Raw genomic sequence first — 20,201 nt, forward strand, 5'->3', positions numbered from 1 at the left:
TACGAGATAAAAACTACCAGGTACATATTCAATCCCACCAAAGCCAGTTCCTGAATGCAGGAGAAACCTCTGTCACCTAGTGCGTTTTTGAGCTGTTTTTCTGAAAACAGCTCAAAAACAGAAAAAGTAGAAGTAAGGTTATCCACCAGAGACCTTTATACAAAATACCGGCTCCGCGTCAAAAAAGGGCATAATTTGAGAAAGAAGAGGTCAAAGAGTGAGCCCCCTTCTCTAACTTGTCAACAGACACCGTAGGTGGAAAAACGGCAGGTGCGGGGCACAAAAAAGGGGGCGCTGAAATATCAGCACCCCCTTTTAATTTATGGGAAATTACAGGTTAACTGAACATCCACCGGAAGAGCAGAAACAGCGTGCCTGATAAAAACATAGAAACCGGGAGGGTTAACACCCAGGCCATGGCTATGTTCCTGATGGTGCTGGGGTTCAGGTTTTTGATACCGCGGTTAGCCACCATACTACCGGCAATACCAGAAGACAGAATGTGGGTAGTACTAACGGGCAGTTTGAAGACAAACGTGGAGAAGCCAATCACACTGGCCGCCATAAACTCAGCAGAGGCGCCCTGGGCGTAGGTGAGATGCTCTTTCCCAATCTTCTCGCCAATGGTTTTTACAATGCGTTTCCAGCCAATCATGGTCCCTATGCCCAGTGACAGTGCAATCATCATGATCACCCAGTTAGGCGCGTAGTCTGTGAAAGCCCGCATACCCGTTACGCCTTCTTTCAAGGTACCACGGTCACGGGGGCTCAGGCTCACGTCTTTGCTCTCCATCAATTTATCAGTGCCTTTGGTGATGAGCAGAATGTCTCTTCTGAGCTTAAAGCGGTCATCTTTGGGTAATTCTTTTAAACCGGCGCTGGCGGCAAAAATCCCTTTCATCTCCAGCACTTCGGCGTTTAACTTACGCAGTTCCTCTGCATCTGAGGCAGAAAGAACCGTGCTGTCTACTTTGCCCAACACCTGCTCTACTTTTACCAGCGAGGTCTGCAGCTCAAACGGGTTCTTGGTATGGTCCAGGGCGAAATAGGTAGGGACAATGGCAATCAGAATCAGCATGACCAGACCCACACCTTTCTGTCCGTCATTAGAACCATGGAAGAAAGAAACCAGCGTACACGTGATGATCAGGATAATTCTGATCCACAATGGCGGGGCTTTGCGTTTATGCGGCTCCTTGAAAATGGTCTTGTTCTTCACAAAACGCTTCAGGATGAACATCAGGAATACCGTGAGGGTGAAGCCCAGGAACGGAGACACAATCAAAGACATGCCGGTTTTGGTAGCCTCGCTCCAGGCAAAAGTGGCGCCGTTGGTAGACGGAAGCAGGGAGTAAGCAATCCCCAGACCCAGAATGGAGCCAATCAACGTGTGGGAACTGGAAGAGGGAAGGCCGTAGTACCACGTGCCCAGGTTCCAGAGAATGGCGCTGATCAACAGGGCCCCAATCATGGCAATGCCGTGCCAGACGTCCTGGTCAATGAGCGTCTCAATAGGCAGGAGGTACACAATACCCATGGCTACCCCAATACCGCCGGCAAACACGCCAATGAAATTCCAGAAGCCAGACCAGATCACGGCCGCCCAGGGGCGCAGTGTGTTGGTGTAGATAACAGTGGCCACTGCGTTTGCCGTATCATGGAAACCATTCACAAACTCAAAGGCGCAGGCTGCCAGTAAACAGATTACCAGCAGGATCAACAAGTCAGTTTCTAAGCCGAACATAGATTTAAAGAGTAAAAAAAAGACGCCAAAAGTACCTGTTTAATTTCCTTTCAATGTTACCGAATTGTTAAATCAGATAACATTGCGGTAACATACGCCCAACCGCTACTAAAAAGCGGTAAAATGTCTCAGAAAGATGCGGTTCTATTTCGCCTTTACCCTAGTTCTCTCAAATTGAAAAACGTATGTGCCACCAAAACCCCTATATTTGCGCGTATGAGCACTACTGAGAAAACCACAGAAAACGCACAGTTAAAAGATATCATTTCGCACGCCAAGGAATACGGCTTCGTGTTCCCGTCCAGCGAGATTTATGACGGCCTGCAGGCCGTGTATGATTATGGCCAAAACGGGGTGGAGCTGAAGAACAACCTCAAAACACTTTGGTGGAAGTGCATGACCCAGCTGCACCAGAACGTGGTGGGCATTGACGCCGCCATCTTCATGCACCCGCTCACCTGGAAAGCCTCGGGCCACGTTGACTCGTTCAACGACCCCATGATTGACAACAAAGACTCCAAGAAGCGCTACCGCGCCGATGTCCTGATAGAGGAGAAAGCCGCCGAGTATGAGAAAGCCGGTGATGTGGAAAGAAAGCAGAACCTGCTCAACCAAATGGCGCGTCTGCTGGAGGCCGAAGACCTGAAAGGTGTACAGGAACTCATTATCGCAGAAGGCATAAAGTGCCCCTTGTCAGGCACTTCCAACTGGACCGAGGTGCGCCAGTTCAACCTCATGTTCTCCACACAAGTAGGTTCGGTGGCCGAGGAGTCCAGCACCATTTACCTACGCCCCGAGACTGCCCAGGGAATTTTTGTGAACTTCCTGAACGTGCAGAAATCGGGCCGTATGAAAGTACCCTTCGGGATTGCCCAAATTGGAAAAGCCTTCCGGAACGAAATTGTGGCCCGTCAGTTCATCTTCAGAATGCGCGAGTTTGAGCAGATGGAGATGCAGTTCTTCGTGCGGCCTGGCACTGAGATGGAATGGTACCAGCACTGGAAAACCATGCGCCGTAACTGGCACGAGGCCCTCGGCGTGCCCGCCGAAAAACTACGCTACCATGACCACGAGAAACTGGCCCACTACGCCAACGCCGCCGTTGACATTGAGTTTGAATTCCCGTTCGGTTTCAAAGAAGTGGAAGGAATCCACTCCCGCACTGACTTTGACCTGACCCAGCACCAGGAACTAAGCCGCAAAAAACAGCAGTACTTTGACAACGACCTCAATGAAGACGGCAAACCCTATGGAAACTACGTGCCATACGTAGTGGAAACCTCCGTAGGCGCCGACCGTCTGTTCCTGATGACGCTCTGCAACGCCTATCAGGAAGAGGAGATCACCGAAGGCGAGAACACCAAGACCCGTACTTTCCTGAAGTTCCACCCGGCCATTGCCCCAGTAAAAGCCGCCGTGTTCCCGCTCGTGAAGAAAGACGGACTACCAGAAAAAGCCATGGAAATCTTCAACGACCTGCGCTTTGACTTCAACATGATCTATGAAGAGCGCGATGCCATTGGCAAACGCTACACCCGCCAAGACTTGATTGGAACCCCATTCTGCATTGCGGTTGATTACGAAACCCTGGAGAACAACACCGTCACAGTCCGGGACCGCGACAGCCGCGAGCAGAAGCGCATGCATATTTCAGAGCTTCGCCAGTACATTGGTGATGCGGTGAGCTTCAAGCGTATTTTCGAGAAATTGTAGCTGTGTGTTTCTGGCCTGTTTTCACCAAAACAGGTCAAAAACGAAAACAAACAAAAGGCGCTCCTACCGCAGGAGCGCCTTTTTTATTGTGGAAAGATGCAGACAGTGGTGAAATAGAGAAATAAAGTTTCCCACATGATAATCCTTCCACTCTAGGAGATATTCCCTAACTCCAGTAGATATTCCCCCTTTGAAGGGGGCAGGGGATGTTGACACCAGCCGGTAATGGCGTTCCCAATAATTGCTATCGCGTATGTCACCGCTGTTCGGGATTTCAAATCCCGAACTTGAATATCCTGCGGATTTCCAATCCGCGGCTTTTGCCGCTCAAAGGTGCAGATACGGGGATTACAAATCCCCTCCGTACTTGCTTCCGGATTGCAAATCCGGAAGAGCAACCTTAGCATCTTGTAGTTAGAATATAATCTGTTCTATTTTCAAAGGGGGAGTATCTACATAAGAGGCTAAAAAACAAAAAAGCGTTTTCGGCCTGTTTTCCAGAAAACAGGCCGAAAACGCTTTCACAAGCTTTATCAGGAATTTTACCCAACCATCGGCGCAGCCATCTTCACCCCATGCCCCGCCACGTCTGCCTGCAATCTTAAAGAAGGACCGTTTTGGTCAAAGCCGCCGGTGAACGGGTGCTCGGCAATGAACAGGGGCGTATCTAAATCTACAAAGTCAAACCCGCCAATGCCCGCTGCAAAGTGCGCGGAGAAAGTCATAGCCAGCAGGCTTTCTACCATGCCGCCAATCATGAGGCCCAAGCCATGCACTTGCGCCAGCGCCGCCATCTGCAGCGCTTCCAGCACGCCGCACTTCATCAATTTAATGTTGACAACCGCCGCGCTTAGGTCTTGAGCGAGGCGGGCCACATCTTCGGCGCTGCGCGCCGATTCATCTGCGGCAATGGGGAAAGGGCAGGAGGTTGCCAACACATTCAGGTCTTCCCAGTTTTCCCTGGCGAGCGGCTGTTCCAGCAGAATAATAGGAAGTTTCGCCTCTACAGCTTTGTGGACAAATGCTTGGGCGCGGGCCAAATCATAGCCGCAGTTCCCGTCAACAATCAACGTGGCTTGGGGCGCGGCGGTGTGAATAGCTTGCAAACGGCGAATATCATAGTCCACATCTACGCCTTCAGTTTTGACTTTAATCACAGAGAAGCCGCGGTCTACAATAGATTTGGCAGATGCGGCGGCATGGGCTTCATCGCCGGCGGTAATGGTTAAATCAGTACTCAACTCAGTTCCCACCCCTCCGAAGAACACGTAGAGCGGCATGTTGTACTGTTGACAAAGGGCATCCAACAAGGCCATTTCCACACCGCAACGAGCTGCGGGTGTGTCATAGGCGAGGGTGGATAATTCTTTTGCCAGCGTACGCCATTCCCGCACGTCTTTCCCTAGCAGCATCGGCTCCAAGCCTTTCAACGTGGAAAGCGTGCTTTCCTGCGTCTCGCCGCTCACCGCCGGAAACGGCGCAGCTTCACCCAAACCCACTATTCCGCTGGATAACTCCACCTGTACCAGCACGTTTTCCACGTTGTATTGTGTGCCCGTGGCAATGGCAAAAGGTTCTTTCAAAGGGAGGTTCAGCGGTTGAAAACGTACCGAGACAATTTGGGTGGGAGCCATAGAATAGGTGAATAAATAGAGGAGCAAAGAAAAGCAGGATTTTCAGGATTCTTTAAAATTTTCAGGATTTAGTTACCGCGGCTTAGCTCAAGTAGAAATCAGCAGTTGTTCATGAATAAATAACATTGCGTTTCTGGCCTATTTTTCAGAAAACTGGCCAGAAATGGAAAAGAAGTTTATTGGTTCTACCAATTTCTGGCGCGAGTCTCTGACTCGTGACAAAGGTGATGCGAGTCTCCAGACTCGCCGGAAACCATAAGCCGGAACCGGGAGTCTGGAGACTCCACGCACTAAAAGGCACGAGTCAGAGACTCGCGCCAGCACTAATTAGCCAGCATCAGTGAGAGAATGTTCTCTTAGAAACCTAAGAACTTTGAGCTGGCTTTTCCGTTTTTGGGCTATTTTCTGGAAAACAGCCCGGAAACGGAAAAAACGGGCAGAACCCGTGCACAAGTTAATTATTGCTTAACTTTGCTAAGTTGAGCCAAAGAAGCTGTGCGCCAATATGTCGGCGGCAGCCGGTTTCAGCAAGCGTTGCTTCAGGACAAGAGACGTTCTGAAGCGCCAGCCACGTAAATTTCAGCGAACCCACCATACATTCAAAAAGGTGAAGTACAACGAGTATAAACAATTAGACTATGCCGGTCTGGCCGAAGAGGTGAGAGCCTACTGGAAGCAGAACCGCGTTTTCGAGAAGTCGGTAGAGACCCGCGAGGGCAACCCCACCTTCGTATTTTATGAAGGGCCACCTTCGGCCAACGGTGCCCCGGGTATTCACCACGTGATGGCCCGCGCCGTGAAAGATATTTTCTGCCGCTACAAAACCCTGCAAGGCTTTCAGGTAGTGCGTAAAGGCGGTTGGGATACTCATGGCCTGCCTATTGAGCTGCAGGTAGAGAAAGAGTTGGGCATCATCAAAGATGACATCGGCAAGACCATCTCGGTAGAGGAGTACAACGCCCGCTGCCGCGAAACCGTGATGCGTTTCAAGCACCAGTGGGACGACCTCACCGAGCGCATGGGCTATTGGGTGGACCTGAACAACCCGTACATCACCTTTGACAACCAATACATAGAGTCAAACTGGGCGCTGCTCAAGAAACTCTATGACAAAGGTTACCTGTATAAAGGCTACACCATTCAGCCGTACTCGCCTTCAGACGGAACGGGGCTTAGCTCGCATGAGTTGAACCAGCCGGGCTGCTACAAAGAAGTAAAAGACACCTCTATTGTGGCGCAGTTCAAAGTCACTAGAGACGCGCAATCAGATTTTCTGTTCACGCGCCCTACGGGCGATGTCTTTATCCTGGCCTGGACCACCACGCCCTGGACCTTGCCGTCTAACACCGCTTTGGCCGTGGGTGAGAAAATCAGCTACGTACAAATCAACACCTTCAACCCGTACACGCACCAACCCGTGAGCGTGGTGCTGGCGAAGGCGCTGGTAGGCAAATATTTCTCTGAGAAGAACAAAGACTTAGCTCTTGCAGACTACAAGCCCGGCGACAAAGCTATTCCGTATGAGATGGTGCAGGAGTTCACTGGCCGGGAATTAGTAGGTCTAAGGTATGAGCAACTTATGCCGTATCTGCAGCCGTTCTATGACGCAGACCAAGCGTTCCAGGTAATTGCCGGTGATTTTGTGACCACCGAAGACGGAACCGGCGTAGTACATACGTCGCCTACTTTCGGGGCCGATGACTTTAGGGTAGCCAAGCAGCACGGCATTCCGGCGCTTACTATTAAAGATGAGTTGGGCAATGAGTTACCCACTGTTGATAAACGGGGCAAATTCATCAACGAGATTGGGCTGCGGCTGCAGGAAGGCGTACAAAAGTACAACATCAAAACCCACAAACCGCTGGGCGCAGATGACTTCTACGTGAAGAATTACACCAATGAAGATGAAAGTCATCCGGATTACAAGAACACTGATGTCATCATCTCCATCATTCTGAAAGAAGAGAACAAAGCCTTCAAGGTAGAGAAATACGAGCACACGTACCCACACTCGTGGCGCACCGATAAACCTATTCTCTATTACCCGTTAGATGCCTGGTTCATCAAAACCACCGCGGTTAAATCACGGTTGATTGAACTGAACAAAACCATCAACTGGAAACCAGAATCAACCGGAAGTGGCCGCTTTGGTAACTGGCTGGAGAATCTGGTAGACTGGAACCTGTCGCGCTCGCGCTACTGGGGAACGCCGCTGCCTATCTGGCGCACCGAAGACGGCGACGAGGAAATCTGCATCGGCTCGGTTGTAGAACTGGACCGCGAGATTGAGCGCAGCATCGCCGCCGACGTGATGACTGAAAACCCGCTGCGCAAAGCAGGAGGGACGGGCGCAACCGCAGAGGCTAATGAGAAAGAATCTTTGCTGGACAAAGCCGAGGAGCTGTTGAAAAAAGCCATTGGCGCTGAGGACGAAAATGCCCAGTTCCAGATGGGAGACTTTGATTATTACAGCTTTGACCTGCACCGCCCGTATGTGGATAACATTGTGTTGGTAAGCCCCAGCGGCAAACCCATGAAACGGGAAACCGACCTCATTGACGTGTGGTTTGACTCGGGCGCGATGCCGTATGCGCAGTGGCATTATCCGTTTGAGAACAAAGAGATTTTTGAGCAGAACTTCCCGGCAGACTTCATCGCCGAAGGCGTAGACCAAACCCGTGGCTGGTTCTTCACGTTGCACGCGCTGGCTGTGATGCTGGAAGACAGCGTGGCCTTCAAGAACGTGATTGCGAACGGCTTGGTGCTGGACAAGAACGGCAACAAAATGAGCAAGCGCCTCGGCAATGCCATTGACCCGTTTGAGACCATCGGTCGGTTTGGTCCGGATGCCACCCGCTGGTACATGATTGTGAACGCTCCGCCTTGGGATAACCTCAAGTTTAATATTGACGGCATCACTGAGATTCAGCGCCGTTTCTTCGGCACGTTGCAGAACACGTACTCGTTCTTCGCGCTGTACGCCAATCTTGACGGGTTCACGTTCCAGGAGGCCGAAGTGCCGGTGGCGCAGCGTACCGAAAGTGACCGCTGGATTATCTCCCGCCTGAACACGCTGGTGCAGGAAGTAGCCGCTTTCTTTGACGACTATGACCCTACCAAAGCCGCCCGCGCCATTCAGGATTTCGTGACCGATGACCTAAGTAACTGGTACGTGCGCCTGAACCGCAAACGCTTCTGGAAAGGCGAACTGAACCAGGACAAACGCGCCGCCTACCAAACGCTCTACACCTGTTTAGAGACCGTGGCTAAACTGGCGTCACCCATTGCGCCTTTCTACATGGATAGGTTGTTCCTGGATCTGAACCGCGTAAGTGGCCGCAGCCAGGCCGAGTCTATTCACCTGGAGTTCTTCCCAGACGTGCAGCAAGACCTGATTGACGTAGATTTGGAGCAGCGCATGCATTTAGCGCAAACGGTTTCTTCGCTGGTGCACTCGCTGCGCAAGAAGCAGATGATTAAAGTGCGTCAGCCGTTGAGCCGTATCTTGGTGCCTATCTTAGACGAGAAAACGAAGAACCAACTGCAGGCTGTGGAAGATTTGATTCTGTCTGAGGTGAACGTGAAAACGCTGGAGTACCTGGAAGACACCACCGGCATTCTGGTGAAGAAAATTAAGCCCAACTTCAAGCGTCTGGGCCAGGTATTCGGGCCGAAGCTGAAGTTGGTAACCGCGCAAATCCAGCAGATGGGACAGGAAGACATCGCCAAAATGGAGCGCGAAGGCTTCTTTGAAATCGCCTTGGGCGAAGACGAAACCACCGTGCTGAGCCGTGAAGACGTGGAAATCCTGAGCGAAGATATCCCCGGCTGGCTGGTGGCTTCTGAAGGTTCCTTGACCGTGGCCCTGGACATCACCATCTCTGAGGACCTGAAACTGGAAGGCATGGCCCGCGAACTGGTGAACCGTCTGCAGAACCTGCGCAAAGACAGCGGCCTGGATGTGCAAGACAAAATCAGGGTGTTCCTGCAGGAAGGCCAGGAAGAAGTGGCAGCGGCCTTGAGAGCCTACGGCGCCTATATTTCTGAGGAAGTACAGGCCGTGGAGCTGAAGCTGGTACCGGAACTCACTGACGCCACCGTACTGGAACTAGACGAATTCAACCTGCCGGTACGTTTGGAAGTAGCCCGCTAATCAGCAACCCCTGAAATAGAGCATAAACTGCCGTCTGTTTTCGGCCTGTTTTCAGAAAAACAGGCCGAAAACAGACGGTTAACCATAACTCATGAAGTATACTAAATTTTATCTGGCCGCCCTGCTGGTGATCATCATTGACCACGTAGTAAAACTGTTGGTGCATTACAACATGGAGATGGGCCTGCCTGGCCAGATCCCGGTGTTTGGGGACTGGTTTAAGCTGCACTACACGCTGAATCCCGGCATGGCCTTTGGCGTGCAGTTAGGCTCAGAGTACGGCAAGATTATTCTCACGGTCTTCAGAATGGGAGCCGCAGTGGGCATTGGGTACTTGATTTACTACCTGGTGCAGCACCGTTACCCCAAAGGGCTGATCTGGTGCGTAGGTCTGATTCTGGGCGGGGCCATTGGCAACCTGATTGACAGTATTTTCTACGGTGTGATGTTAGACAATGCGCCCTATGATGCGCCCACGCCGTGGCTGCACGGCCAGGTGATTGACATGTTCTACATTGATATCTGGGAAGGGATTCTGCCGCACTGGATTCCCCTCATTGGCGGAACGCCTATGTCGCTTTGGCCAATCTTTAATATAGCAGACGCGGCTATTTTTGTGGGTGTGGCCATTATTATTCTCAACCAGAACAAGTTTCTGAACCACCAGCCGCAAAAGCAGAACCTGGAGAACAGCAATCCGCAGGAGATAAACATAGTAGAAGCATAAAAAGAAAGGCCGCTCCCAGAAGCGGCCTTTCTTTTTATGGTACATCTGTTTTCAGCCTGTTTTCAGAAAAACAGCCCGAAAACGCAAAATCTTGAGGTTACGAACAACAAATAACCAAGAACGAACAACTAAAACGAGTAGCCCATGGTCAGGCCGGCAGAGAAGATAGACGTACCGGCATTGTAGAAGTAGCCAGAGGCCCTCCAGCCAAAGAACAGGCGGTTGTCACTGAAGAAGTCGTTTTCCAGCACTACCTTTCCGCCAAAGTCCTTCTCCCGGCTATGGATGAAATTTTCACCGGCGGTAGTTCCCGGCGTGGTATTATTTCCCAGGACGCCCTGTACCAGGTCTACCTCAGAACGTCTCCGCACCGCCGGACCCGCGCCAATTCTAATGGAATATTTCTCACTTTCAATTAAATCAAAGAAAAGCGAGGCATCAAACATCACAAAGGCCTTGCGGGAGGTAAAAATCTCCTTGCTCTGGTCATAGCGGGACGAGCTCAGGTACTCGCCAGAGATAGAAAAGTTCAACCGGTCACTCAACTCGCGGGTATACTGTTGAGTAAAGATGGCGCCGCTGTTGTCGCCTTCCACAATATAGGCGAAGCCCACACCCGTTCTAAAGTTGTTTTTATAGATATGCTGGGCAGAAGCACTTTGAGCCACTAAAAGGCAGAAGATACCGGCTAAGAATGACTTGAATAAAAAGGATGCGTAGTAGTGAATGTGTTTCATAAAAAGGTGTGGTATTGAAGATCTGAAAGCAGAAGCCTATCATGCGGTAAAGACCATTACTTAAGAATCTCTATTTTAGTTGTGCCCAATGCCAAATTTGCTTCGCTTTTGCCTCTATACGAGATTCTGGTTGTAAGGGTATTTGGCTATCTTTGGTGTACACCGCCTGGCTTATTAGTGGGTATTTAAAAAGGTGTTTTGGAGCTGTTTTCATAAAAACAGCCCCAAAACAGGAATCATAAAACTTTTGACGAAGCATAGTGTGAAAAATCTGTTCCTCATCTTCTTCTTGTTTCTTACAGGTTACTGCTTTGGGCAGACGCAGGCCGAAATGAACCGCCAGGCGTACGCTGACTACCAGAAAGCTGATAAAGAATTGAATGAGGTGTACCAGAAGATTCTCACTGACTACAAATCAGATACCGCCTTTATTTCTAATCTCAAAGCCTCACAGAGAATCTGGGTTTCCTTTAGAGATGCTGAACTCAAAATGAAGTACCCAGAGCGGGAGCCAGGGCACTATGGCTCCATTCATGCCATCTGCAGGGCAGCCTTTCTGGAAGAACTCACCAGTGAAAGAATTAAAAAGTTGCGGGTATGGCTCACAGGTGTCAAAGAAACGGATGCCTGTACCGGCTCTGTGAAAGAGAAAGAATAAGCCCCAATTCCTTATTTTAAAATAGCTCCTAAAGAAAAGTGCCCTCAACATCTCCTCCTTGAAAAAACCGCTTCTACAAGTTGACCAGTTAAGCATACAGTTCCAAACGCGGCAGGGGCTGGTGCAGGCGGTGCAGAATATGTCTTTTCAACTGCAGAAAGGGGAGACGTTGGCCATAGTGGGCGAATCCGGCTCCGGCAAAACGGTTACGGCGTTGTCATTGATGCAGCTGCTGGAGACGCAGTCAGCCACAGTAGCAGGAAATGCGCTTTTCAATTCTCCCAAGTTAGGGGAGGTAGACTTATTTTCTCTGCCCGAGAAGCAGATGCAGAAAATAAGGGGCAATGATATCTCCATTGTTTTCCAGGACCCCATGTCTTCTCTGAACCCCGTTATCTCCTGTGGAAAACAGGTGATGGAGGTCTTGCAAATCCACTTGACTATTTCCAAAGAAGAGGCGTACCAGCGTACCCTGCGGCTTCTGGAGATGGTACAGCTGCCGCAGCCGGAGAAGATTTACAGGAGTTTTCCACACCAGCTGTCAGGGGGGCAGAAGCAGCGGGTGATGATTGCCATGGCCATGGCCTGTGAACCGTCTATCTTGATTGCCGATGAGCCTACCACCGCCCTTGATGTCACCGTACAGGCCGCCATTCTGGACTTGCTGAACGAGCTGCGCTTGAAAAACGGCACCTCGGTCCTCTTTATTTCCCATGACTTAGGCGTAGTGGCTCAAATGGCCGACAGGATTCTGGTCATGTTCCAAGGCCAAATAGTGGAACAAGGCACCACCCTTGATATTTTCACCCAACCGCAGCACCCGTACACCAAAGCCCTGCTGGCCTGCCGGCCTACGCTCAAGACGCAGGTAAGTGTGCTGCCCACCATTGCAGATTTCCTTTCGGCCAAGGCCGATAAACAAGTTGTAGCAAGGGAGGAAACCTTTTCTCCAGAACCATCTTTTGCTGTGGACAAAGCAGCACCTATCACGGCAGAATCACACAATCCACAGCCAGAAAAGGAGCCGGAGCAGCCGCTGTTGCAGGTAGAAGATGTACACGTAGGCTTCTCTGTGAGTAGCGGCTTTCTTTTGAAGCAGAAAGAGCGAATAACTGCGGTTAACGGTGTTTCCTTTGAAGTTTTCCCCGGAGAAACCATGGCCATTGTAGGGGAGTCTGGCTGTGGAAAAACTACGTTGGGCCGCGCGTTAGTACGGTTGATAGAACCCAGTTCGGGCAAGATACTTTTCAACGGCAAAGACTGGAGCAATCTGCCCAAAGAAGAGCTGCGTAAAAGCCGGAAAGACTTCCAGATGATATTCCAGGACCCGTTCGCATCGCTCAACCCGCACATGAAAATTGGGGAGGCTATCATGGAACCCATGCAGGCGCATCAGGTGTTGAAAAGTAGCAGGGAAAGAAGGCAACGCGCGCTGGAACTACTGGAAACGGTAGGGCTGCTCCCCGAACATTTTAACCGTTATCCCCATGAATTTTCCGGCGGACAGCAGCAGCGCATCTGTATTGCGCGCGCCCTGGCGCTGGAACCCACGTGTATCATCTGTGACGAAGTAGTTTCGTCGTTAGACGTATCTGTGCAAGCACAGGTACTTAACTTGCTCAACCGCCTCAAACGCGAGTTCCACCTTACCATCTTGTTCATCACGCATGATTTGGCAGTAGCCAAGTTTATGGCAGACCGCCTGTTGGTCATGGACAAAGGCCAGATTGTGGAGCAGGGCCCCGCGCCGCAAATTTTCAGTAATCCGCAGCACGCGTACACCAAAACGTTGCTACAAGCTGTGCCCACCGGAGAATTAGCAGATATTTTAGCGGCGCAAGAGAAACGAAAAGCATATAAAGCAAGTATAGACGAATGAATATATTTGCGAAACGCTAAGGTAAGCCTACGTTTTCGGCTCATTTTCCTGAAGACAGGCCAAAAACAGCAGTTGCATTTACTTAGCCATGGCGCAAGCGTCCGCTTGTGCCGGCGTTTTTGATCTGTTTTCGCCAAAACAGGCTAAAAACGGAAAAGTAGCCTGCGCAGAAATTCAGGAACTTGATAAGATGGAATTCAAAAGCTTTCTCTCTTTTTGTCTTCCTGAAAGGAACAGGTGAAGAACGGTAATTACTGTTGAGTAAACGCTTTTCTAGCTTGCCCACAAGATTCTTCCAGAATGATAAAATGGGGAATATAGATGTATGTGGGTGGGATATAAAGTAGTGAAGGCGCAATAGGTTGCCTCTGAATCTAGGGACGTTTTTAACCTATTTTCCCAAAAACAGGCCAGAAACAGAAAAACGTTTTCCGCCGCGGCGGAAAGCAAAAAAGAAATAAATTGATAAGGCAGAAAAATGAACTGCCACCCTTGGCGAACCGAATAAGAATGCGCCAAGTACTTTTGAGAAGAATTAATGGAAAGAAAAAGAAGAGGCCCAGGCGCTGGCAAAGATGCCGCCCCACGGTCTGATAGTAGAAGAAAAGAAGGCGCCCCCAAAGGCGAAAGAGGCGGTTCGCGCGGCCGTGGTGGCCGTACCCAAAATGTGGGCACCGTCTCCAGGGAAGTATTACTGAACATTTTCAGCCAGGAGCCTAAGAAAGTATTCACCTACCGCCAGCTGCACCGCCGCCTGGGCGTCAATGACAAAGAAGGCCGAGAAGAAGTGTTTGGGCTGTTGAAGAAGATGCGCAAAAACGGCGAGCTCATTCACCTGCAGGAAGATGCCTATATCTTCAACCCAGATTTTAAAGGCAGCAGTTCTTCTGAACGTAGCTTTGACCGCGGCGGGCGCGGAGAGCGCGGCAGCAGCCGTAGAGATAGTGACCGTTCTGGTGGCGCTTCCCGCAGAGGCGGGCCTACTATTGTAGGTAAAGTAGACTTGGCCAACGGCCGCCATGCCTATGTGATTAGCGAAGACTCAGAGCAGGACGTGCGCGTGCCTGTGGAGAAGCTTATGTTCGCCATGGCCGGTGACACGGTGCGCGTGCAGTTGCGCAAGAGCAGAAGACCCAACGAGCGCCCAGAGGGCGAAGTGGTAGAGGTACTCAAACGTGAGCGCGAAGAGATTGTAGGTCGGCTGGAGATGTCAAAAGGCTTCGGGTTTGTGGTGGCAGACATGAAACGCATGTACTTTGACGTATTTGTGGGCGAACGCGGCCTCGCCGATGCCCAACACGGCGACAAGGTGCTGGTGAAGATTACCGAATGGCCTGAAGACCCCAATAAAAGCCCCACGGGCGAAATCATCCGGACCTTCGGCCCTGCCGGGGAACACAACGCTGAGATTCACGCCATCATGGCCGAGTACGGGTTGCCGTTTGAGTTCCCGGAGAAAGTAGAGGAAGAAGCCAACGCCATTCCAGACGTCATCACGCGTGAGGAAATTGCCAAACGCCGCGACTTTAGGGACGTGACCACGTTCACCATTGACCCCGCCGATGCCAAAGACTTTGATGATGCCTTGAGCGTAAGAAAGCTGGAGAACGGTAATTGGGAGATTGGGGTGCACATTGCAGACGTAACGCATTACGTGCAGCCGGGCACCAGATTGGAGAAAGAAGCCTACCGCCGCGCCACCTCGGTGTACCTGGTAGACCGCACCATTCCCATGCTGCCTGAGCGCCTGTCTAACGGACTTTGTTCGTTAAGACCGAATGAAGACAAGCTGACCTTCTCCGTAGTATTTGAAATTGATGAGAACGCCAAAGTACACCAGTACTGGATTGGCCGCACCATCATTCACTCAGACCGCCGCTTCGCTTATGAAGAGGCGCAGGAGGTGATTGAAACTGGTGAAGGCGATTACAAAGAGGAAATCCTGAAGCTGAACGAACTGGCCAAGAAATTCAAAGACAAGCGCTTCAAGAACGGCGCGGTGAACTTTGAAACCATTGAGGTGAAATTCAAGCTGGATGAGAACGGCATGCCGCTTTCTCTGTATGTGAAAGAGCGCAAAGACGCCCACAAACTCATTGAGGAATTCATGCTGTTAGCCAACAAATACGTGGCCGAGCATGTGTACAAGATGCGCAAAGGCAAGAACAAGCTCACCATGGTGTACCGTACCCACGGCGCGCCAGACCCAGAGAAACTGATGAATTTCTCGCTCTTCGCGCGTAAGTTTGGCTACAAGGTAGACCTGGAGGAAGGCAAAGACATCTCTAAAGAGCTGAACAAGCTGGCCGATGCTACGGAGGGCAAACCGGAGCAGAGCGTGCTGCAGAACCTGGCCATCAGAACCATGGCCAAGGCCAAGTACAGCACCGAGGAGGAAGGCCACTTTGGGTTGGCATTTGCGCATTATTCGCACTTTACCTCGCCCATTAGGCGTTACCCAGACATGATGGCGCACCGCCTCATTGACCAGTACAACCACGCGCAGTACACCGCCGAGAAAGAGGAGTACGAAGAGCGCTGCCTGCATTCGTCAGACATGGAGAAACGCGCCGCAGACGCTGAACGGGCTTCCATCAAGTTCAAGCAGGTAGAATATATCTCCGGGTTCATTGGTCAGCAGTTCAAGGGCATTGTCTCTGGCTTGACGGATTGGGGCATGTACGTGGAGATTGAGGAGAACAAGTGCGAAGGCATGGTTCGGCTCGCCGATTTGCAGGATGATTTCTACGAACTGGACTCCGCCAACTACCGCATCATTGGGCAGAACAACAAACGCATCATTTCTTTTGGAGATGAGGTGATTGTGGAGGTGAAAGCCGCCAATGTGCTGGAGCGCACCATTGACCTGGAACTCATTGATACCGTGGCCAAAAAGTAGTTGGCTAATAAGGTAAAGGCGTTTTTGGCCTGTTTTGAGAAAAACAGGCTGAAAACGCTTTTTTCTTCTTTCCCAGAAAACAAAACCGCCTGTTTCCTGATTTTACAGTAGTTTTGGGTGTGTGTCACTCCCCCTTATGTCTTCTGAAAGGATCTTGTGGACGAACTTTAGTAGGAGTTGTCTTTCTAGCTTGCCACCAAGATCCTTTCAGGATGACAAGAGAGAAGGGGAAGAACTTAGGGAATGGCCACGTTATTACTAATTTGATCACCTCAGCCGCTAATCGGCTTGAACATTAAAGATTTCTTCTGTGGATATTTCACATTTCTCTGAACGAATAAACCAGACGCTGTCCACGCTCACGTACGGGCAGCAGCCAGATGAACTATATGCGCCCATCCGGTATATGATGGAACTGGGCGGGAAACGGGTGCGTCCGGTGCTGACGTTACTAGGGGCGTATCTTTTCCATGATGATGTGGATAAAGCCTTGATGCCCGCCATTGGGGTAGAGGTTTTCCACAACTTCACGCTCATGCATGATGACATCATGGACCAGGCCCCGCTGCGCCGCGGAAAAGAGACCGTGCACGAGAAATGGAACACCAACACCGCCATTTTGAGCGGAGACGTGATGCTGGTGCGGGCCTATGAGTTCTTCTTAGGGATTGAGCCGGAGAAACTGGCCACGGTGCTGCGACTTTTCTCTACCTGCGCCGCCCAGGTCTGTGAAGGCCAACAGCTGGACATGGAGTTTGAGACCCGCCAAGATGTGCAGATTGACGAGTACCTGAACATGATTAAGCTGAAAACAGCCGTTCTGCTGGGTTTTGCCTTAGAAGTGGGCGCACTTATCAACAACGCCGCCCCAGAAGATGCCCGGCATCTGAAAGAGTTCGGGATTAACATGGGCCTGGCGTTCCAGCTGCGCGATGACCTGCTGGACGTGTACGGTGACCAGGCCAAATTTGGCAAGCGCGTGGGTGGTGACATTGTCTCAGACAAGAAGACCTACCTTTTGCTGACTGCCCTGGAGCGGGCATCTGCCACGCAAAAGCAGGAGCTGTTGCAATGGCAGGGGCAAACGGCCAATGAGCAGGAGAAGGTACAGGCGGTAAAGGAGATTTATGACGGGCTTGAAATCCAGAAAGTGACCCAGAACCAGATTAACCACTATTTCCAAAAGGGGTTGCATCATTTGAATGAGGTAAACGCCTTGAACAGTAAAAAGGAACTGCTGCGTCTTCTGGCTATTCAACTGATTGAGCGGGAGAGTTGACAAACGGAGTGGTGCCTCCTGTTTTTGGCCTGTTTTTATTAAATTAGGCCGAAAACAGGGGTATAGAATTTTCAACAAAGTTCATTCCCCTCGCATGAAGGCTTCAGCACGGTTTTTGTTCTTGAAGGGCAGAAGCTTACTTTTGGTATCATCTCTATTCTCTGTTCCATGCCCCTTAGTATCACCTTTATCATCATTGCCATTACGGTAGTTGCCTCGCTGTATGCCTGGAGGAACCAGAACCTGATGGAAAACTGGGTGCACCACCCGCAGAGTGTGGCGCAGCAGAACGAGTGGTGGCGGTTGTTGACCTCTGGGTTCCTGCACGCAGATTTCATGCACCTGTTCTTCAACATGTTCTCCCTGTACATCTTTGGCAACGTGGTAGAGCAGCAGTTTATGGGCATCTTTGGGGTAACCACAGGGGCCATCATCTATGTGGGGCTGTACCTGGTGGCTATTATTGTGTCAGATTTGCCTTCCTACTTCAAGCATAAGAATGACAGCCGGTACTATTCATTGGGTGCCTCTGGTGGGGTGGCGGCCATTATCTTTGCCAGCATCTATTTTAACCCCCTCACAGAGCTGATTATTTTCCCTATCCCGTTGCCCATCAAGGGCTACATTTTTGGGGCGCTGTACCTGTTTTACTCCTACTACCTTAGCAAGAAAGGCAATGACGGCATTAACCACAGCGCTCACTTTTACGGGGCCGCCTTCGGGTTTATCCTGAGCCTGATCCTGGTGCCCGGCCACCTTTCTGCCTTCCTGGGTATGATTAGGAGTTCAATTGGACTTTTCTAAAAATAGCGATTTCCATCTTTTTTTCCAGAAGTGCCGTATAATCAACTATAAACGGCTAAAGGAGAGGAGGAACAGATGGAGCGGAAATTACATTCTATAAAGATATTCTTATTGCTATTCTTATGGGTAGCCATTCAGACCAGCGGCCAGGCGCAGGCGTTTCTGGCCACGGGAACCTCAGCGTCTGCTAAAACAGCCCGCATGAGCGTGGGCGAGGGGCTGGCAGCGAACAACCAACAGGAGTTACTGGAACTGGTGACCAAAGCCGGGCTCATGCCCTTGCTTTCTAACGGGGAGGCGTATACTTTTTTTGCCCCTTCGCCGCAGGCACTGGCCAAATACCAGAGCGAAGCACCAGAAACGTTGAGATCATTTCTGTCTAAGCACATTGTCAAAGGGGCTTATACGGCCGCAGACCTGAGAGACGGGGCTGATGTGCAAACCATTAACGGCGGCAAACTGCGCATCTGCAAAAAGAAAGGAGCTGTCATTGTAGACGGGGTTAGGCTGCAGGCCACTGACCAGGTATTTGCCAACGGGGTGATGCACCAGTTGAAAGGAGCTTTTCAGCCTGCCGCCACGGCTTCAAATTTCTAGAAGACTATTGTATAGTGAATGTTAAAAGGCTGCCCCAGTTGGGCAGCCTTTTTTATGTCTTCTGTTTTGGGGCCGTTTTCAGAAAAACAGGCTAAAAACAGAACCGCAGAAATTTTCTTAGAAATTTTTGCCTGCAGAAGCAACCCTCAGGCCTTCTCTTTCATCTTTAGCATGTAACAAAACCCAAATCTGTCATGAAAAAGCTGAACCTTCTCCCGTTGCTTGCCTTTGTAGCCTTGGTGGTTACCCTGTCTTCTTTCACCTTTGCCCGTCTGGTGGAGGAGCAGAGCCGGAACGTGGGCGCTTTCACCAAAATAGGGTTGAGTTATCCGGCCAACGTTGTTCTGCGCCAGGGCAATACCCACAGCGTGAAGGTAGAAGGCGACGCTGACCAGTTAAAAGATCTGGTAACCGAGGTAAAAGACGGGAAGCTGAACATCAGAACCAAAGAACGCCACTGGAACATGAGCTGGAACAACAAGGAGCGCGTGAACATCTACATCACTATGCCCCGGGTAGAAGCCATTGCAGTGGCCGGTTCCGGTAAAATCACCAGCGAAGATACGTTCAAGGCAGATAATCTGGACCTGGCCGTGAGTGGCTCTGGTAGCATTAAGCTGTCTGCCAGGGTAAACGAAGTTTCCAGCCGCATTGCAGGCTCCGGTAGTATTGTGCTGAAAGGCGAAGGCAAAGAGAGCAAAGTGTCTATCAGCGGGTCTGGTGCGTTGCGTGGGTATGCCTTTGAGACTGACCAGGCCCAGGTGAGCATCAGCGGCTCTGGCAAGTGCGAAATAAATGCCAAGTCTACCCTCAAGTCCAGCATTAGCGGGAGCGGCAACGTGTACTATGACGGTTCCCCCAGTGTAGACAGCCGGGTGAGCGGTAGCGGTTCTGTAAAGCGCCGGAGCTAACTTCATACCTGGTTTCAGGTTATTTCCTGTACTTTTGCAAAAAAGTACATTTCCCCTTTTGAGCTTTCTTCCTTTGGTTTTATTCCCTAAGCCAAAGATATAGCCGGACAGCAGGCAGCCCCACTCTGCGGTTTACCGCAGATGCCTGCTGTTCTTTTTTTTCTTTCGGCGCTTCTTTTAAGTAGCCACCACCATCTCTAGTACCGTTTCTCCCCCAAGTGCCTTCCCTAAGCTAACTCTCTGCCCGGTATGGTACAACCCTAACCGAACAGGGACCTTCTGTTTCTGGCCTGTTTTCAGAAAAACAAGCCGAAAACGCTACTGTCCTCTTGCCCGTGCATTCTGGGGAAAAGAAAAACAGCAGATGGAATAGTGTGGATAACCTGCAATTAATGCTTTCCGCTGCGTCTGTTTATAAAACGTAAATACTGGAATTCTGAGCCGCTAAAGACGTTTTTGGCCTGTT

General features: G+C 50.7%; 13 protein-coding genes. 10 read left to right on the forward strand and 3 right to left on the reverse strand.

The features are described from left to right. Positions 1-337: 337 nt before the first annotated feature. Positions 338-1,744: an inorganic phosphate transporter gene (locus tag FHS90_RS03100; RefSeq protein WP_066834467.1), complete on the reverse strand. Its 1,407-nt coding sequence runs from the start codon at positions 1,742-1,744 to the stop codon at positions 338-340. A gap of 216 nt (positions 1,745-1,960) precedes the next feature. Between FHS90_RS03100 and FHS90_RS03105 the strand changes: the two genes are divergently transcribed. Beyond that, positions 1,961-3,457, forward strand: coding sequence for a glycine--tRNA ligase (locus FHS90_RS03105; RefSeq protein WP_182511699.1), 1,497 nt, complete (start codon positions 1,961-1,963; stop codon positions 3,455-3,457). A gap of 542 nt (positions 3,458-3,999) precedes the next feature. Here the strand turns inward: FHS90_RS03105 and FHS90_RS03110 are convergent. After that, on the reverse strand, positions 4,000-5,091 hold the full coding sequence (locus FHS90_RS03110) for a dipeptide epimerase (protein WP_182511701.1): 1,092 nt from the start codon (positions 5,089-5,091) through the stop codon (positions 4,000-4,002). A gap of 607 nt (positions 5,092-5,698) precedes the next feature. Between FHS90_RS03110 and ileS the strand changes: the two genes are divergently transcribed. After that, positions 5,699-9,244, forward strand: a complete 3,546-nt coding sequence (gene ileS, locus FHS90_RS03115) for an isoleucine--tRNA ligase (RefSeq protein WP_182511703.1) — start codon at positions 5,699-5,701, stop codon at positions 9,242-9,244. Between the two features lie 91 nt (positions 9,245-9,335). Further along, positions 9,336-9,971, forward strand: coding sequence for a lipoprotein signal peptidase (locus tag FHS90_RS03120; protein WP_182511705.1), 636 nt, complete (start codon positions 9,336-9,338; stop codon positions 9,969-9,971). A gap of 128 nt (positions 9,972-10,099) precedes the next feature. Here FHS90_RS03120 and FHS90_RS03125 read toward each other — a convergent pair whose 3' ends face one another. Beyond that, complete coding sequence (locus FHS90_RS03125; protein ID WP_182511707.1) at positions 10,100-10,708, reverse strand: hypothetical protein; 609 nt, start codon at positions 10,706-10,708, stop codon at positions 10,100-10,102. 247 nt (positions 10,709-10,955) lie between these two features. On the opposite strand from FHS90_RS03125, the gene FHS90_RS03130 reads away from it, so the two are divergent. The 7 genes from FHS90_RS03130 to FHS90_RS03160 all read left to right on the forward strand — a co-directional run bounded on the left by FHS90_RS03130 (position 10,956) and on the right by FHS90_RS03160 (position 19,735). Then, the gene (locus FHS90_RS03130) at positions 10,956-11,366 is read left to right on the forward strand and encodes a lysozyme inhibitor LprI family protein (RefSeq protein WP_246386635.1); all 411 of its coding nucleotides are present in this window, start codon (positions 10,956-10,958) and stop codon (positions 11,364-11,366) included. A gap of 58 nt (positions 11,367-11,424) precedes the next feature. Next, a complete protein-coding gene (locus FHS90_RS03135) occupies positions 11,425-13,245 on the forward strand; it encodes an ABC transporter ATP-binding protein (protein WP_182511709.1) in 1,821 nt (606 codons plus the stop codon). A gap of 538 nt (positions 13,246-13,783) precedes the next feature. Continuing rightward, complete coding sequence (gene rnr, locus FHS90_RS03140; protein ID WP_182511711.1) at positions 13,784-16,144, forward strand: ribonuclease R; 2,361 nt, start codon at positions 13,784-13,786, stop codon at positions 16,142-16,144. A gap of 310 nt (positions 16,145-16,454) precedes the next feature. Beyond that, positions 16,455-17,423: a polyprenyl synthetase family protein gene (locus FHS90_RS03145; RefSeq protein WP_182511713.1), complete on the forward strand. Its 969-nt coding sequence runs from the start codon at positions 16,455-16,457 to the stop codon at positions 17,421-17,423. 168 nt (positions 17,424-17,591) lie between these two features. Continuing rightward, positions 17,592-18,227 carry a rhomboid family intramembrane serine protease gene (locus FHS90_RS03150; protein WP_066834485.1) on the forward strand — a complete coding sequence of 212 codons (636 nt, stop codon included), beginning with the start codon at positions 17,592-17,594 and terminating at the stop codon, positions 18,225-18,227. 111 nt (positions 18,228-18,338) lie between these two features. Continuing rightward, positions 18,339-18,824: a fasciclin domain-containing protein gene (locus FHS90_RS03155; RefSeq protein WP_066834487.1), complete on the forward strand. Its 486-nt coding sequence runs from the start codon at positions 18,339-18,341 to the stop codon at positions 18,822-18,824. 194 nt (positions 18,825-19,018) lie between these two features. Further along, positions 19,019-19,735 carry a head GIN domain-containing protein gene (locus FHS90_RS03160; protein ID WP_066834489.1) on the forward strand — a complete coding sequence of 239 codons (717 nt, stop codon included), beginning with the start codon at positions 19,019-19,021 and terminating at the stop codon, positions 19,733-19,735. Positions 19,736-20,201 lie beyond the last annotated feature (466 nt).

Source organism: Rufibacter ruber (assembly GCF_014138425.1).
Lineage (GTDB): Bacteria > Bacteroidota > Bacteroidia > Cytophagales > Hymenobacteraceae > Nibribacter > Nibribacter ruber_C.

Excerpts from the sequence above, each read along its gene's own strand:
- FHS90_RS03100 (WP_066834467.1), bottom strand. The coding sequence starts at position 1,744 with ATGTTCGGCTTAGAAACTGACTTGTTGATCCTGCTGGTAATCTGTTTA.
- FHS90_RS03160 (WP_066834489.1), top strand. The coding sequence starts at position 19,019 with ATGAAAAAGCTGAACCTTCTCCCGTTGCTTGCCTTTGTAGCCTTGGTG.
- FHS90_RS03120 (WP_182511705.1), top strand. The coding sequence starts at position 9,336 with ATGAAGTATACTAAATTTTATCTGGCCGCCCTGCTGGTGATCATCATT.
- FHS90_RS03125 (WP_182511707.1), bottom strand. The coding sequence starts at position 10,708 with ATGAAACACATTCACTACTACGCATCCTTTTTATTCAAGTCATTCTTA.
- FHS90_RS03150 (WP_066834485.1), top strand. The coding sequence starts at position 17,592 with ATGCCCCTTAGTATCACCTTTATCATCATTGCCATTACGGTAGTTGCC.
- rnr (WP_182511711.1), top strand. The coding sequence starts at position 13,784 with ATGGAAAGAAAAAGAAGAGGCCCAGGCGCTGGCAAAGATGCCGCCCCA.
- FHS90_RS03105 (WP_182511699.1), top strand. The coding sequence starts at position 1,961 with ATGAGCACTACTGAGAAAACCACAGAAAACGCACAGTTAAAAGATATC.
- FHS90_RS03110 (WP_182511701.1), bottom strand. The coding sequence starts at position 5,091 with ATGGCTCCCACCCAAATTGTCTCGGTACGTTTTCAACCGCTGAACCTC.